12 protein-coding genes are annotated in these 15,139 nt (G+C 69.7%); 4 read left to right on the top strand and 8 right to left on the bottom strand.

The features are described from left to right. Positions 1 to 6: 6 nt before the first annotated feature. From BW982_RS10535 to BW982_RS10525, 3 genes are all read right to left on the bottom strand, one after another. On the bottom strand, positions 7 to 891 hold the full coding sequence (locus BW982_RS10535) for a carbohydrate ABC transporter permease (RefSeq protein ID WP_076493024.1): 885 nt from the start codon (positions 889 to 891) through the stop codon (positions 7 to 9). Positions 892 to 956: 65 nt separating this feature from the next. Next, the gene (locus BW982_RS10530) at positions 957 to 2,252 is read right to left on the bottom strand and encodes an ABC transporter substrate-binding protein (RefSeq protein WP_254845576.1); all 1,296 of its coding nucleotides are present in this window, start codon (positions 2,250 to 2,252) and stop codon (positions 957 to 959) included. Between the two features lie 93 nt (positions 2,253 to 2,345). Then, complete coding sequence (locus BW982_RS10525; RefSeq protein ID WP_217693679.1) at positions 2,346 to 3,395, bottom strand: LacI family DNA-binding transcriptional regulator; 1,050 nt, start codon at positions 3,393 to 3,395, stop codon at positions 2,346 to 2,348. A 137-nt stretch (positions 3,396 to 3,532) separates the two neighbouring features. Here BW982_RS10525 and BW982_RS10520 point away from each other — a divergent pair, with 137 nt between their 5' ends. From BW982_RS10520 to BW982_RS10510, 3 genes are all read left to right on the top strand, one after another. Further along, positions 3,533 to 4,975 carry an MFS transporter gene (locus tag BW982_RS10520; protein ID WP_076493019.1) on the top strand — a complete coding sequence of 481 codons (1,443 nt, stop codon included), beginning with the start codon at positions 3,533 to 3,535 and terminating at the stop codon, positions 4,973 to 4,975. A gap of 57 nt (positions 4,976 to 5,032) precedes the next feature. Then, the gene (locus BW982_RS10515; protein ID WP_076493017.1) at positions 5,033 to 5,590 is read left to right on the top strand and encodes a TetR/AcrR family transcriptional regulator; all 558 of its coding nucleotides are present in this window, start codon (positions 5,033 to 5,035) and stop codon (positions 5,588 to 5,590) included. An 84-nt stretch (positions 5,591 to 5,674) separates the two neighbouring features. Then, positions 5,675 to 7,105, top strand: coding sequence for an MFS transporter (locus tag BW982_RS10510; protein WP_076493015.1), 1,431 nt, complete (start codon positions 5,675 to 5,677; stop codon positions 7,103 to 7,105). Positions 7,106 to 7,211: 106 nt separating this feature from the next. On the opposite strand, the gene BW982_RS10505 is transcribed toward BW982_RS10510, so the two are convergent. After that, positions 7,212 to 7,850: a hypothetical protein gene (locus tag BW982_RS10505; protein ID WP_076493013.1), complete on the bottom strand. Its 639-nt coding sequence runs from the start codon at positions 7,848 to 7,850 to the stop codon at positions 7,212 to 7,214. 253 nt (positions 7,851 to 8,103) lie between these two features. Beyond that, positions 8,104 to 10,356 carry an alpha-L-rhamnosidase gene (locus tag BW982_RS10500; RefSeq protein ID WP_076493010.1) on the bottom strand — a complete coding sequence of 751 codons (2,253 nt, stop codon included), beginning with the start codon at positions 10,354 to 10,356 and terminating at the stop codon, positions 8,104 to 8,106. Positions 10,357 to 10,478: 122 nt separating this feature from the next. Here BW982_RS10500 and BW982_RS10495 point away from each other — a divergent pair, with 122 nt between their 5' ends. Next, complete coding sequence (locus BW982_RS10495; protein WP_076493008.1) at positions 10,479 to 11,525, top strand: LacI family DNA-binding transcriptional regulator; 1,047 nt, start codon at positions 10,479 to 10,481, stop codon at positions 11,523 to 11,525. Between the two features lie 7 nt (positions 11,526 to 11,532). Here BW982_RS10495 and BW982_RS10490 read toward each other — a convergent pair whose 3' ends face one another. The 3 genes from BW982_RS10490 to BW982_RS10480 all read right to left on the bottom strand — a co-directional run bounded on the left by BW982_RS10490 (position 11,533) and on the right by BW982_RS10480 (position 15,065). After that, positions 11,533 to 12,846: a dihydrolipoamide acetyltransferase family protein gene (locus BW982_RS10490; RefSeq protein WP_076493006.1), complete on the bottom strand. Its 1,314-nt coding sequence runs from the start codon at positions 12,844 to 12,846 to the stop codon at positions 11,533 to 11,535. A 114-nt stretch (positions 12,847 to 12,960) separates the two neighbouring features. After that, entirely contained in the window at positions 12,961 to 13,938 is a 978-nt protein-coding gene (locus BW982_RS10485; protein ID WP_076493004.1) for an alpha-ketoacid dehydrogenase subunit beta, read from the bottom strand. Further along, positions 13,935 to 15,065 carry a thiamine pyrophosphate-dependent dehydrogenase E1 component subunit alpha gene (locus BW982_RS10480; protein ID WP_076493002.1) on the bottom strand — a complete coding sequence of 377 codons (1,131 nt, stop codon included), beginning with the start codon at positions 15,063 to 15,065 and terminating at the stop codon, positions 13,935 to 13,937. The genes BW982_RS10485 and BW982_RS10480 overlap by 4 nt, the downstream gene beginning before the upstream one ends. Positions 15,066 to 15,139: the final 74 nt, after the last annotated feature.

Raw genomic sequence — 15,139 nt, 5'->3', positions numbered from 1 at the left:
GGCGGATCAGCCCTTCGTGACGTCGCGACGAGACGACCGGAAGATGAAGACGGTCACGATCAGGCACAGGATCGTCAGCAGCAGCGCGATCGAGGCGCCGTAGCCGTATTCGCCGTAGCTGAACGAGGTCTGGAACATGTAGAGGGTCAGCGGAGTGGTCGCCGTTCCCGGGCCTCCGTTGGTCAGGGCCACGATCGAGTCGAAGACCTTGAGGGTGCCGTTGATCGAGAAGATGATCGACGACAGCAGGACCGGCAGCGACAGCGGAAGCACGATGCTGCGCACCATGCGCCAGCCGTTCGCGCCGTCCAGGCGCGCGGACTCCATGATGTCGTCGGGGATGTCGAGCAGGCCCGTGTAGAGCAGGACCGCGTAGAAGCCCATCGACCGCCAGAGATCCATGATCACCAGGACGACGATCGCGCTGACGGGGCTGCCGAACCAGTCGATGGATGCCACCCCGAAGACGTTCAGCAGGGCGTTCACCGGGCCGGTCTGCGGCGCCACCTCGAAGAGCTTCTGGAACATGAGGGCGACGGCGACGGTGGGGATGATGACGGGGAAGAACACCAGGGTCCGGACGACGCTGCCGCGGTTGCGGAGGACGAAGACGTAGAAGAGCGCGAGCAGGTACCCGAGCAGCACCTGCCCCGCGGTGATGATCACCGCGTAGAGCAGCGTGAAGCGCAGGGCCTCGGCGACGCGCGGGTCCGTGAACAGGCGCACGAGGTTGTCGGTGCCGACGAACTCGAATCCCGAGATCGCGTTGCCCTCGAAGAGCGTGTACCCGAGCGACCACACCACCGGGATGAGCATGACGAGGGTGTAGACGAGGAGCGCCGGCCCGAGCAGCAGCGCGATCGCGCGGCGGTCGCCGAGGACTTTGTTCATGGGGATTCCTTCGGAGGGGAGGGGAGGCGGGGGCAAGGCTGGTCGCCCCCGCCTCGGAGGACACGTCAGCCCAGGTCGGCCTGCACCAGGCTCATGAAGTCCTGGGGAGAGGTCGCGCCGGTGAGCAGCTGCGCCGCGTTCTTCTGGCTCGTCTCGGTGGCCTTGGCGCTGAACAGCGCCTCGAACCACAGCACCGATTCCTTGGTGGAGGAGATCTGGTCCTGCACGAGCTTGGTCAGGTCGTCGACCTGGACGTCACCGTCGACGGTGAAGCCTGAGATGGTGTCGGCCTTCGACAGGGACTCGGCGCCGTAGTTGTTCGCGATGCAGGTGAGCCACTTGCCGGTGTTGTCGTTGTAGGCCTTGGCCGACAGCGCCATGGGCAGACCCACGTTCGCCGGCGTCTGGCTGGCGTCGCCCTTGCCGCCGGTGACGCTGGGGAAGGGCAGGAACCCGATGTTGTCCGAGCCGATCTGGTTCGCCGTCTCGTCGGCGAAGTTCGCCAGCGCCCAGCTGCCCATGTAGAAGAAGGCGGCCTTACCGGTGAGGAAGGTGTTGAACGCCGTGTCGTAGTCGATCGAGCCCACGCCCTGACCGAAGTAGCCGGCGGTGCCGAGGTCGGCGACGGCCTGGGCTGCGGCGACGTACTCCGGGTCGGTGAGCTTGGCTTCGCCGTCGGCGACCTTCTGCAGCGCATCGGGACCGAGGTCGCGGAAGATGTAGCCGCTGATCAGACGGGTGATCGGCCAGCCCTGCTCGCCCGAGGCGGAGAACGGCTGGACGCCCGCGCCCTGGAGCTTCGCGGCGGCTGCGGTGAGCTGGTCCCACGTCTCGGGAACCTGGATGCCGTTGTCGCTGAGGAGCTTCTTGTTGTACCAGATGCCCTCGATGTTGTACTGGTACGGCAGGACGTTGAAGCCGCCGTAGAGCTGCTCGATGGTGGAGATGGCGGCGGGCTGGATCTTGTCGATGACGCCCAGATCCGTGAGGGTCTTCTTCAGATCGAGGACCTGGCCGCCCTTGGCGAGCTCCTTCGTGAGGGCCGGGGCGTTGCCCGCCGCGTACTGCGTGGGCAGCGCGTTCTGGCCGGCGAGCAGCTGGAGTTTCTGGTCGAGCTGCGTCTGGGGGACCGTCTCGACCTCGAGCGGCTGCGCGTCGTTCTCGGCCTTGCACTGATCGGTGCTGAGGCTCGTCAAGAGATCGGGGATCGTGGTGTTCTCCTGGTTCACCAGGAACGAGAACTTCGACCCTCCGGCGGCGTTCCCGCCGCCACCGGCGCAGGCGGTGAGGGCCAGGAGCGCGGCGGCACCTGTCGCGACGATGGCGACCGTCCGGCGCGACCGCATGAATGCTGTGGACACTTTTCCTCCTCGAAAACGCGCCTCCGTCATTGAAGCGCTTCAAGAGGATTATGCAAGCCCCTCGCAGGTGAGTCAAGGATTTTTTGAAACGCTTCAGAGATCGGGGTTCGCGGCGGTCCGACGACCGACCGTGCTCTCCCGAACGACGAGTTCGGGCTGGAGCACCGTGGTGACGTGAACGTGATCCGCCCCGTCCTCGATCTCGGCCATCAGCAGCCGGACGGCTTCGCGGCCCATGTCGAGACCCTGCATCTGGACCGATGTCAGCGGGATCATGCCGCCCCATGCGGCCGAGTTGTGGTCGCATCCCATCACGGCCACGTCGCCCGGCACCTCGATGCTGTGCGCGTTGAACACCTGGATGATCGCCATCCCGAGGAGGTCGGTGACCGCGATGACCCCGTCGAGACGCCCGGCGCGCACCTCCCCCGCGAGCTCTTCCCCTGCCCGCAGACCGCCGGGAGGGTCGAGGTTCTCCGTCGGGACCTCCTGCAACGAGACCCTCCCACCCTCCTCCTCGACCGCACGCCGCACGCCGCGCCGGCGCAGCGCCACCGGCTGCAGGTAGTCGCGGCCGCCGACGAAGGCCAGACGGGTGCGTCCCATGTCGATGAGGTGGCGCGCGGCCAGGTACCCGACCTCCTCGTTGTCGATCAGCACCTGGCAGCAGTCGGCCTTGCCCGAGTCGTAGTTGAGGACGACGGTCGGTCGACCGTGGCTCCGGATGCGCGCGACGTCGTCACTGGCATCCTCCATCGGAGCCAACAGGATGCCGCTCACGCGGGCCTCGTCGAAGAAGTCCAGGTCGGCGCGCTGCTGATCCGCGCGATTGTCACTGTTGGCGACGAGAACGTTCATCCCCAGCTCGGCCGCGAATCGCTGGGCACCCCGCGCGATGTCGACGAACAGCGAGTTGCTGATGTCGATGACGACCAGACCGATGCTGCTCGAACGTCCCGCCGCGAGCTGCTGGGCGTTGGAGTTGCGGACGAAGCCGAGCTCGGCGATCGCCCCTTGCACTTTGGCGAGCGTGGCCGGCGAGACCTTGGCGGGGTGGTTCAGCACGTTCGAGACGGTGCCCAGGGCCACCCCCGCGACGCGCGCCACGTCCGCCATGCTCGGCGTGCGCATCCCGTTCGACACCCGCGCCCCCTTCGTCCGCCTCGACCGTCTGCTTCGGATGCTAGCTGATCCGGGGAGGGGGTTGATGCGTTTCAATGTCGGGCGGACCAGCGGGGATGCCGGCCCTCGAACCGGGCGGGACGGATAGCCTGGAACCGATGTCACGGGACGAGAACGCGCGCAGAAGACTGTCCCGGAGCACCCCGAACGGCGCGGTGGTCGCCGTGCTGGCCGTCGCGGGCCTGTGCTCGTCGTTCCTGTTCACCCTCGTGGTGCCGATCCAGGCGAAGCTGCCCGAGCTCCTGAACGCCTCGAGGGACGACACCGCCTGGGTCGTGACGTCCACGCTGCTCGCAGCCGCCGTCATCACGCCGATCGCCGGACGCCTCGGCGACATGTACGGCAAGCGACGCATCGTGCTCGTTCTGCTGGCCGTGATGATCGCCGGGTCGGTGATCGCGGCGCTCTCGCCCGGCATCGTCGGGTTGATCGTGGGGCGTGCCCTGCAGGGCGCGGTGGTCGGCGTCGTCCCCCTCGGCATCTCGATCATGCGCGATGTCCTCCACGAGAACCGGGTCGACAGCGCGGTCGCCCTCATGAGCGCCACCCTCGGCGTCGGCGGCGCCGTGGGCCTCCCCATCAGCGCGCTCGTCGCGGAGAGCACGGACTGGCACTGGCTGTTCTGGATCGCCGCCGCCCTCGGCGCCGTCGTGTTCGTCCTGGTGCTGTGGATCGTGCCGGTGAGCGTGCTGCGCACCGCCGGGCGCTTCGACTACGTCGGAGCGGCGGGACTCGCGGTCGGCCTGATCGGCGTGCTCCTCGCGGTGTCGCGCGGCAACTCGTGGGGGTGGACGTCGCCGCTCACCCTCGGCCTGGCCGCCGGCGGCATCCTGGTCCTGCTGGCGTGGGGCTGGTACGAACTCCGCATCGACGAGCCGCTCCTCGACCTGCGCGTCGCCGCCCGGCGTCCCGTGCTGCTCACCAACCTCGCCTCGATCGCGATGGGCTTCGCCCTGTTCACCTCGAACGTGTCGCACCCGCAGATCCTCGAGCTCCCGACCGCCACGGGGGTCGGTCTCGGCCTGTCCCTGTTCATCGCGAGCCTGGTGGTCATGCCCTCGGGTCTGGTGATGATGGTGCTCTCGCCACTGTCGGGCGCCCTCGCCCGGACCATCGGTCCACGGGTGCTCCTCGTCGCCGGTTCGGTGTCGCTGATCCTCGCCTACGGCTTCAGCCTGCTATTCGCGACCGAGGTGTGGCACTTCGTCGTGGCGAACATCCTCATCGGCTTCGGGATCGGCTTCGGCTACGCCGCGATGCCCATGCTCATCATGCGTTCGGTGCCGCCGAGCGAGACGGGCGCGTCGAACGGCCTCAACGCCCTCGCGCGCTCCCTGGGCACGAGCACGTCGGCGGCCGTGGTCGGTGTCGTCCTGGCCACGCTGTCGACGGGCGAGGGCGAGGCCCGCGTGCCGACGGCCCAGGCCTTCGACGTCTCGTTCGCCCTCGGTCTCGGCGCGGCGATCGTCGCGCTCGTCCTGGCGCTGCTCATTCCGGCGCGTCAGGCACCGAGCGAGAGGCATCCCGCGCTTCCCGAGTGACGTAGCCCGCCCGCGCTCCCCTTGCGTCCGACCATGAGTGACTGTACAGTCACTCACATGTCCACCACCACTCTCTCCACCGCCGAGGCGCGGCGCCCCCTCGTCACCGCGGCCGCACTGCGGACCTTCGCGAAAGGCGGCTTCCACGGCACCACGGTGGCGGACGTCGCACGCGAGGCGGGGATCTCCCCCGCCTACGTCTTCAAGCTGTTCCCCAGCAAGGAGACCCTCTTCGCCTCCGCCCTCGAGTCGTGCTTCGCACAGGTCTCGAAAGCCCTGGCGCGGGGGGCGGACGCGTCGGACGACCAGTCGCCGACAGGAATCCTGGATGCCATGGGCGGCGCCTACGCGGAACTCCTCCGCGACCGCGCCCTCCTGATGCTCCAGGTCCACGCCCTGTCCGTCGCCGAAGTGGAGGAGATCGGCGCCGCCCTTCGCGCCGGCATCGCGAAGGTGACGATGTTCGCCAAGGACCGCTCGCACGCCCCGGATGCCGACGTGCAGCGGTTCATCGCCTTCGGGCAGCTCTGCCACCTCATCGCGACCACCCACTCCGACGACGAGACCGCCGAATGGGCGCGGATCGTGGGTTCCGGCATCCGCCACCCGTCCTGATCGCCGCAGACCGCCGATCTCGGACTTTCATTTCTCCGTTAGTGAGTGATTGCACACTCACATCATCATCGAAAGGTCGCCTCCATGTCTCCCTCCCCCTCTCTCACCTCCCCCTCGACGGCGAGCGCGCGCAGCGCCCGCCCGTGGTGGGCCCTCACGGTCCTCGCGCTCGCTCAGTTCCTCGTGGTCCTGGACGCCTCGATCGTCAACATCGCACTCCCCGTCCTGGGTGAGCAGATGCACATGGACACCGCCGCCCTCGCCTGGGTCATCACCGCGTACGTGCTCGCGTTCGGTGGGCTCCTCCTCCTCGGCGGACGACTCGCCGACCGCTTCGGTCATCGCCGGATCTTCCTCGTCGGAATCGCCGGTTTCGTGGCATCCTCGACCCTGGCCGGACTGTCGATCACGAGCGGGATGCTGCTCACGGCGCGGGCCCTCCAGGGCGCGTCGGCGGCGCTGCTCGCGCCCGCTGCACTCGCCCTCCTGACCCACGTCTTCCCGGACCGCGGCGAGCGCACGCGCGCCCTCGGAGTGTGGGGCGCGGTCGCCGGCATCGGGTCGGCCGCGGGCGTCCTGCTCGGCGGTGTGCTGACCGCGACGCTCGGCTGGCAGTCGGTGTTCTTCGTGAACGTGCCGGTGGGAGTGCTGGTGCTCGTCGCGCTTCCGCTGCTCGTGGACCGCGACACCGCGGGCAGCACCACTCGCCTGGACGTCCCGGGGGCGGTGACCATCACCGCTGCCCTCGTCTCCATCGTGGGGGCGCTCTCCGCCGCGGAGCGCCTCGGCTTCGCCCACCCGCTGGCCCTCGGCCTCGCGGCTGTCGCGGTGGCGCTCGGCATCCTGTTCGTGGTCATCGAGCGCCGGACCGCCGAGCCGCTCGTACCCCTGACCTTCTTCCGCAGCCGCACCCTCCGCGCGGGCAACATCGTGATGCTCCTCGTGGGCGGAGCCACCGTCGCGCTCTTCTTCGCCCTGTCGGTGTACATGCAGGCGGTTCTGGGGGATGACGCCTTCGTGACGGGCATCAGTCAGCTCCCGCTCGCGGGCGCCCTGGTCGTCGTCGCGGGGATCGCACCCACCGTCATGGCGCGGATCGGCGCGCGGCCCACCCTGATCGGATCCCTCGTCGTGCTGGCATCCGGACTGATCTGGCTCTCGGCCGCACCGGCGGACGCGTCGTTCGCCGTCCACCTGCTCGGCCCCACACTCCTCGTCGGCGTCGGCCTCGGCGGCGCGTTCGTCACCGCGACGCACCTCGCGGTCGACGGCGTCACCGAGAGCGAGTCGGGCCTCGCCGGAGGGCTCGTGAACACCAGCCAGCAGATCGGCGGTGCGCTCGGCCTCGCCGCCCTGTCCACGCTCGCCGCAGCCCGCACGACCGATCTGCTGGGCGCGGGCGCCGCTCGACCGGAGGCGTTGACGGGTGGGTTCTCCTGGCTCTTCCTCGCCGCCGCGGGGGTCTCCCTGCTCGCCGCCGTCGCCGCCTCAGGCGCACGGGCAGAACGGCACTGACACGCTCGGGCCGCTCCCCCCCCATATGACAGTGGCGCCACCCCGGAGGGTGGCGCCACTGAGCGGGTCCACCCAGGAGGGTGGCGCCACTGAGCGGGTGCAGAGGTCAGCGGAGGATGCCGCCGAGGTCGAGCGCACCGTCGACCACGTCATCGACGCCCGAGGTGACGCCACCGACGACGTCGTTCACCGAGCCGGAGATGTCGCCGACCGACGCGCCGTTGTCGCCCGTGGAGACGCCGGCGTCACCGGTGGACACGCCGGTGTCGTTGCCCGAACCGACGGGGGCGTCGACCGGGGCGGTGACGTCGTTGCCCGAACCGATCTCGTTGCCGGAGCCGAGGTCGTTGCCCGAGCCGATCGGTGCGGTGGTGTCGTTGCCCGAACCCACGGGGGCCGTGGTGTCGTTGCCCGACACGACGGGGGTCTGGTTGCCCGACGCGACGTCGCCGTTGAGCGAGTCGCTGACGAGCGGACCCTGCACCAGCGGTCCGATTTTCGCGATGTCGCCCACCGCGGTCTGGGGGCTGGCGGTGAAGTCGCCGCTGTCGATGAGGTCACTGACCCACGTGTAGAACGGGTCGGACGCGTCGACGAACTGCGTCGCGGTCGTGGAGGCATCCGTCGAGGTGACGTTGTCGTCGGCCGAGGCCGGCAGTGCGAGTCCGGCGACGGCGAGAGCCGCAGCTCCGGTGCCGGCCGCAGCGATCATGCCGATTCGGGTCTTCGTGTTGTACGTACGCATCAGGTTTCCCTTTCCGTTTCCGTCTGCGGCGCTTCCGCCGCACGAAGGGTCATCCGGGGGCGATGCGGAATCGGATGGGCGGGATGCCGGCGGGAGGCCCTTCCTCCGGCGTTCGGGCGCGACGGGATCCGCGTCACGACGGCGATCGCGGGAAACCCTGGCAGAAACCTGGCAATGCCGATCCGGCACGGCATCCTTCGCTCGCGAGAGGGCTCGTCGCCACGGTACCGGCGGCGCCCGGCCCGCCTGTCGCTCACGCCGTGGCGGCCGGTGCGACCTCCGCGGAGAACCGGTGGTCGCCGGCTCCGACTTCCTCGGCGATGTCGCCGACACGGATCTCGGCCACGACGCCCTCGGGCACGGTGGCCACGAGGTGCACGACGGTTCCCTCCCGATGCCAGGACACCGCCACCCGCCCGTGCCGGCTGTCGAACGCGGTCTGCGCGTGATCGACGCCGTCGATCGGGTGAGGGGCGATCCGGACGCGCGAGTATCCGGGCTTCACGGGCGTCAGCCCTCCCAGGACGCGGTGCATCCAGTCGGCCACCGCGCCGAGCGCGTAGTGGTTGAACGAGGTCATCTCGCCCGGGTTGATGCTGCCGTCGGGCAGCATCGAGTCCCACCGTTCCCAGATCGTCGTCGCGCCCATCGTGACCGGGTAGAGCCACGAAGGGCACTCCCGCTGGAGCAGCAGCCGTCCGGCGACGTCGACATGTCCGGTACCGCTCAGGGCATCCAGGATGTACGGCGTGCCGGCGAAGCCGGTCGAGATGCGGTGACCGGATGCCACGACCAGGTCGGCGAGATTCGCACCGGCCCACGTCCGCTCGTCGTCGTCGAGCAGCCCGAAGACGATCGCGAGGGCGTAGGAGGTCTCGCAGTGGTTGCGCAACCGGCGTGCACCGCGATCGACGTAGGCATCGCGGAACGCCGCGCGGGTGCGGTCCCGCAGAACGCCGAGCTCGTCCCGCACCTCCGTGCGACCGAGCACACCGGCGATGCGGAACGTCAGGTCCGCAGAACGGTAGAGGCTGGCGGTCGCGACGAGGCCGCGGTCGGCTTTGGCATCCGCCGGGTCGTCCGGGGGCGCGTCGGGGTCGAGCCAGTCGCCGAACTGGAATCCGCGGTCCCAGAGACCGGATGCCGAGACCAACGCGTCGACGTGGCGCAGGTGTGCCAGCATCCCCTCGAAGTTCTCGACGAGCACACGAGTGTCTCCAGATGCCATCCACACCGCCCACGGCACCCAGACGATGGCGTCGCTCCACACGGCGGTCGAATCGACCGGGGCGATGTCCGCGGGCACGCCGACGTGCTTCAGGACGTCCGGCACCACGTACGGAACGACGCCGCCCTGGTGCTCCTGCTCGACGACGACATCACGCAGCCAGTCGCGGAGGAAGTCCTGGACGTCGAAGAGGTAGGCACTCGTCGCCGCGAAGACGGCGATGTCGCCCGTCCACCCCAGTCGCTCGTCGCGCTGCGGGCAGTCCGTGGGCAGGTCGACGAAGTTGCCGAGCGTGCTGTTGACGACGTTCTGGTGCAGCCGGTCCAGGAGCGGCTCCGAGCTGGAGAACGTCCCGGTCCGCCGCAACCGCGACCCGATCCGCACGGCCTCGAGTCCGCCGCGGCGCACGGCGTCCAGCCCGCCGGGCCACCCGTCGACCTCGACGTAGCGGAACCCGTGGAACGTGAATCGCGGCTCGAACACGTCGTCGCCGCCGGACAGGATGAACCGGTCGGTGGCGCGGGCCGAGCGGAGGGGACGGACGCCGATCTCCCCGTCCTCGAGGACCTCGGCGTGACGCAGCGTCACGATGTCGCCCGAGTCACCCGACACCCGCGCGCGCACCCAGCCGACGAGGTTCTCGCCGAAGTCGACGATGACCTTGCCGGATGGCGACAGCCAGGCGGCCCGCACGGGAAGCGTCTCGAGGGGCACGACGGGAGGGCCGACGTACGCCTCGAATCGCTCGCGCGGCTCTTCGACGACCCGGACATCGACCTCGTCCGATGTCGCCTGCCGGCGCCGGGCGTCGATGGTCTGCCCGTGGTAGAGGTCGTCCCGGACGGTGTCGCTGACACGGGCGGTCCACGTCTCGTCCGTTCCCCACAGCTGGACATGTCCGTCCTCGAACTCGAGGCGCACCTCGGCGATCGCGGCCAGGTCCTCGCCGTAGACGGCAGTGGCCCCCATCCAGGTCAGGGCTCCCCGGTACCACCCGTTCCCCAGGGTCAGCTCGAGCGTGGATTCCTGCTCCACGAGCGGGGTCACGTCGGTCTCGGCGACGCGCACCCGCCACTCATAGCTCGACCATCCGGGGGTGAGCAGGTCCTCCGACACGCGGGAACCGTTCATCACGGCATCCACGATCCCGAGGGCGGAGTAACGGAGCGCGGCCCGGGCGACACGACCGTGGCCCTCGTCGAGGGTGAGTCGGCCGACGAGGGTGGGAGCGCCGTCGACGGGTGCGGTCGGCGCGATCAGCCGAGAGATCGTGAACATGGGTCAGCCCTGGGTCGCCGTGTGTAGACCGATCTACATAACCGGGTGGAGGAGACGATAATCGACGGAGAAGAGCTTCGTCAACCGATCTACACCGGGGGCGAACAGACGGAAGGAGATCGATGCGCGATCCCGCCCCCTCCCCTGCGTCGGCGATCCGGGCGGCGACCATCGACGACGTCGCCCGCCACGCAGGCGTGTCCCGGGCTGCCGTCTCGAAGGTCATCCGCGACGCCTACGGGGTGAGCGACCGGATGCGCGAACGCGTGACCGCCTCGATCGAGGCCCTCGGCTATCGGCCGCGGGTGGCCGCCCGTGCCATGCGCGGGTCCACGTCGACGATCGGTGTTCAGCTGCCGCGCATGGACAACGGCTTCTTCACGCGCATCCTGACGGGCGTCGTGGACTCCCTGCGCGAGTCGGACTACCAGCTCATCATCGCCCCCATGACCGATGCGGTCAGCGGCACGACGGCACTCGAGAGCCTGTACGACCGACAGGTCGACGGGATCATCGCCGTGGCTCCCGGCATACCGCAGGCCTGGCTCGAAGACCTGGGGCAGCGCGTGCCCCTCGTCCAGGTCGGCCAGCACGACCACCCCCGCCACTACGACGTCGTCGTCGGAGACGATGACGAAGGGGCCCGTCTGGTGATGGAGCACCTCTTCGCCGCCGGTCATACGCGGATCGCGCACGTCACGAACGACGAACGGGTCCTCATCGAGCCCCGCACCGACCCGCACCCCCGACGCCTGCAGGTGTACGAACAGCTCATGCGGGAACGCGGACTCCCACCCGAAGTCATCCGCATCCACCCCGCCGAGGGTGACGCGCGCGACGCCGTCGCGGGTCTGCTCGATCGGGCGGTGCGTCCGACGGCTGTCTTCGCGGGGCACGATTCGCTCGCGCTGGCAGCGCTGGAGGTCGTCGCGAACCGGGGGCTCGGCTCCGCCGATGTCGCCGTGGTCGGCTACGACGACGTACCGATCGCCGCGCACCCGCTGGTCGGGCTGACGACGGTCGACCAGCACGGGAAGGAGATGGGGGCGACGGCCGCAGACCTGCTGCTCGAACGCATCCGCGGACGGGTGACCGTCGAGCGGAGGGTGTTCATGCCCGAACTACGCGTGCGGGCCACGAGCGGCCCCTCGCCCACCGCGGCGCAGTGAGGCCCCGTCAGTCCAGCAGCAGCGCCGGCTCTTCCAGAACGGATGCCACGTCCGCGATGAACCGCGAGATGCCGTCGCCGTCGACCACGCGGTGATCGAACGAACCCGACACCGTGGTCACCCAGCGGGGGCGCACCTCGCCGTCCACGACCCACGGCTTCTGCCGGATCGCGCCGAGGGCGATGATGCCGGCCTCGCCGGGGTTGATGATCGGGGTACCGGCATCCACTCCGAACACGCCGATGTTGGTGATGGTGAACGTGCCGCCGACCTGATCGGCGGGGCTCGTCTTGCCGTCGCGTGCGGTGAGCGTGAGGTTCTCCAGTGCCTTCGCCAGCTCGCGCGTGTTCATCGCCTGCGCGTCCTTGATGTTCGGCACGAGCAGCCCCCGCGGGGTCGCCGCGGCGATGCCGAGGTTCACGTAGTGGCGCACACGGATCTGCGCGCCGTCCTCGGTGTCGACCCAGGCGGCGTTGATCATCGGGGTGCGGCGCAGCGCCCAGATCACGGCGCGCGCCATGATCAGCAGCGGCGAGATCTTCACGTCGGCGAAGTCCGGCGAGGCCTTCAGGCGCTTGACGAGCTCCATCGTGCGCGACGCGTCGACGTCGACCCACACGGAGACGTGCGGGGCGGAGTAGGCGCTCGAGGTCATCGCGTTCGCGGTGGCCTTGCGGACGCCCCGCACCGGGATCGACTCCTCGCGCGCGTCGTCGACCGGCGCGGGCGCGGCGGGGGCTGCGACCGGGATGGTCTCCTCGCGCACGGTGCCCCATTCGGGCGTCTCGATGTTGCGGAAGACGCTCGCCTGCTCGGCGTGCTTCACGACGTCGTCGCGCGTGACCTCACCGGCGGGGCCGCTCGGCGTCACGGCCGACAGGTCGACGCCCAGGTCGCGGGCGAGCTTGCGGATCGGCGGCTTCGCAACCACCCCGACGGATGCCTTGACCGGCCGCTCCGCGGGCTTGCGACGCCGCGACGACACCGCGCCACCCGTGCCGTAGCCGACCAGGACGGCGCCGCCGGCGTCGTCGGGTTCGGGCACGCTCACCGGTTCGGCGGGCGCCGGGCCACCGGCATCCGTCGATCCGATCGTGATGATCGGCGCACCGACCTCGACGGTGGATCCTTCGGATGCCAGCAACTCGCCGACCGTGCCGGAGTACGGCGACGGCAGCTCGACGAGCGACTTGGCGGTCTCGATCTCGACGAGCACGTCGTTGACGGCCACCTCGTCGCCGGGCGCGACGCGCCACTGGACGATCTCGGCCTCGGTGAGTCCTTCACCGACGTCGGGGAGGACGAAGGTCTGCTCGGTCACGGTGATGTCCTTTGCTCGCGAGACTTCAGCTCACCGACGAGGCTGCGGCGCGATGTCGCGGTCTCGCCGGTGCGATGAAGTCTCGCGGTTCATGGCGGAGAGAGGAAGAGCGGGTCAGTACGCGAGGGACCGGTCGACGGCCTCGAGGATGCGGTCGGCGTCGGGGAGGTACGTGCCCTCGAGCTTCGCGGGAGGGAATGGCACGTCGAAGCCCGACACGCGCAGCACCGGCGCCTCGAGCGCGAAGAACGCCCGCTCCATGACGGTGGCGGCGATCTCGGAACCGAGGGAGGTGAAGCCCGGCGCCTCCTGCGCGTAGACCATACGGCCGGTGCGGCGGATCGAGTCCAGCAGCGGGCCGTAGTCGACCGGTGAGAGCGAACGCAGGTCGATGACCTCGCAGCTCGTGCCCTCGCTCTCGGCGAGCGCCGCGGCCTGCAGAAGGGTCGTGACCATGGCGCCGTGTCCGACGAGGGTGACGTCGGTGCCGCGACGGACGATGCGGCTCGCGTGCAGCGGCAGCGCCGGGGCTTCGGTGTCGACCTCGCCCTTCTGCCAGTACTTCGCCTTCGGCTCGAGGAAGATCACGGGATCGGGCGACTCGATCGCCTGCTGGATCATCCAGTACGCGTCGTTCGCCGTCGACGGGCTGACCACGCGCAGACCCGCGGTGTGCGTGAAGTACGCCTCGGGGCTCTCCTGGTGGTGCTCGACCGCGCCGATGTGCCCGCCGTACGGGATGCGGATGACGACGGGCATCTGCACGCCGCCCTCGTGGCGGTTCGTGATCTTCGCGAGCTGCGAGGTGATCTGGTCGAACGCGGGGAAGACGAAGCCGTCGAACTGGATCTCGAGCACGGGGCGGAAACCGCCCATCGCGAGGCCGATCGCAGTGCCGACGATGCCGGACTCCGCCAGCGGGGAGTCGATCACGCGACGCGGCCCGAAGTCGTTCTGCAGACCCTCGGTCACGCGGAAGACCCCGCCGAGCGGGCCGATGTCCTCGCCCATGAGCAGGACGCGGTCGTTGGTCTCCAGCGCACGGCGGAGACCGGCGTTGAGGGCGCGGCTGATCGGGAGGTTCTCGGTCACTTCGTTCCCCCGTCCATCGCGGCCTCGTAGTCGTCGAGCCAGCGCTGCTCTTCCTGCACGAGCGCGTGCACCTCGGAGTAGACGCTCTCGAACATGTGGACGCGCGGGATCGTACCGAGCTCGTTCGTGCGCACGCGCACGTCGTCGGCGAGCGCGCGACCCTCGGCATCCGCGTCGTCGAAGAACTGCTGCGAGGCGCCGCGGGCCTCGAGGTAGGCGCGCATACGGGCGATCGGGTCACGACCGGCCCACGACTCTTCTTCGGCGGAGGTGCGGTACTTCGTCGGGTCGTCGCTCGTGGTGTGCGCGCCACGGCGGTAGGTCATCGCCTCGATCGCGCGGGGGCCACCGCCCGCGCGGGCCTCGTCGAGCGCGAGCTTCGACACCGCGTAGCTGGCGAGCACGTCGTTGCCGTCGACCTGGACACTCGGGATGCCATACCCCGCCGCCCGCTGGTACAGCGGGGTGCGCGACTGGGTGGCGACCGGGACGGAGATGGCCCACTGGTTGTTCTGCAGGAAGAACACCTCGGGCGTCTGGAAGCTCGCGGCGAACACCATCGCCTCGTGCACGTCGCCCTGGCTGGACGCACCGTCGCCGTAGTAGACGATCACCGCCTCGTCGCGCTCGGGGTCGCCGGTGCCGCACTTTCCGTCGAACACCAGGCCCATGCCGAGGCCCGTGGCGTGCAGCGTCTGCGCGCCGAGCACGAGCGTGTAGATGTGGGTGTTGCCGTTCTTCGGGTCGGACGGGTCCCATCCGCCGTGCGTGAGCCCGCGCATGAGCCGGATGATGTCGAGCGGGTCGACACCGCGGATGCGGGTGACCACGTGCTCGCGGTACGAGGGGAAGATGTGGTCCTGCGCGCGGGCGGCGCGGGCCGAGCCGACCTGCGCGGCCTCCTGCCCGAACGACGGCGGCCACAGAGCCAATTGCCCCTGCCGCTGCAGGTTGGTCGCCTGCACGTCGAAGGCGCGGATCGAGACCATGTCGCGGTAGAAGGTCTCGAGTTCGGCGTCGGTGAGGGCTTCGATCAGCGGCAGATAGCGCTCGGCCTCAGGGGTGGGCGCGAGCGTGCCGTCGGCCGCCAGAACGCGCACGAGAGCCGGGTCGTCGAGCGGGGTCATGTCCCTACGCTAACGGTCGCGTCATGCCCTGCACCGCATGAGGTGCACAACGGATGCCGCTATCCGGCGTTGGA

The sequence above is a fragment of the Microbacterium sp. RURRCA19A genome, assembly GCF_900156455.1.
Classification (GTDB): domain Bacteria; phylum Actinomycetota; class Actinomycetes; order Actinomycetales; family Microbacteriaceae; genus Microbacterium.
Note: the sequence above shows the minus strand (reverse complement) of the source record. Positions and strands in the feature narration are given on the sequence as shown.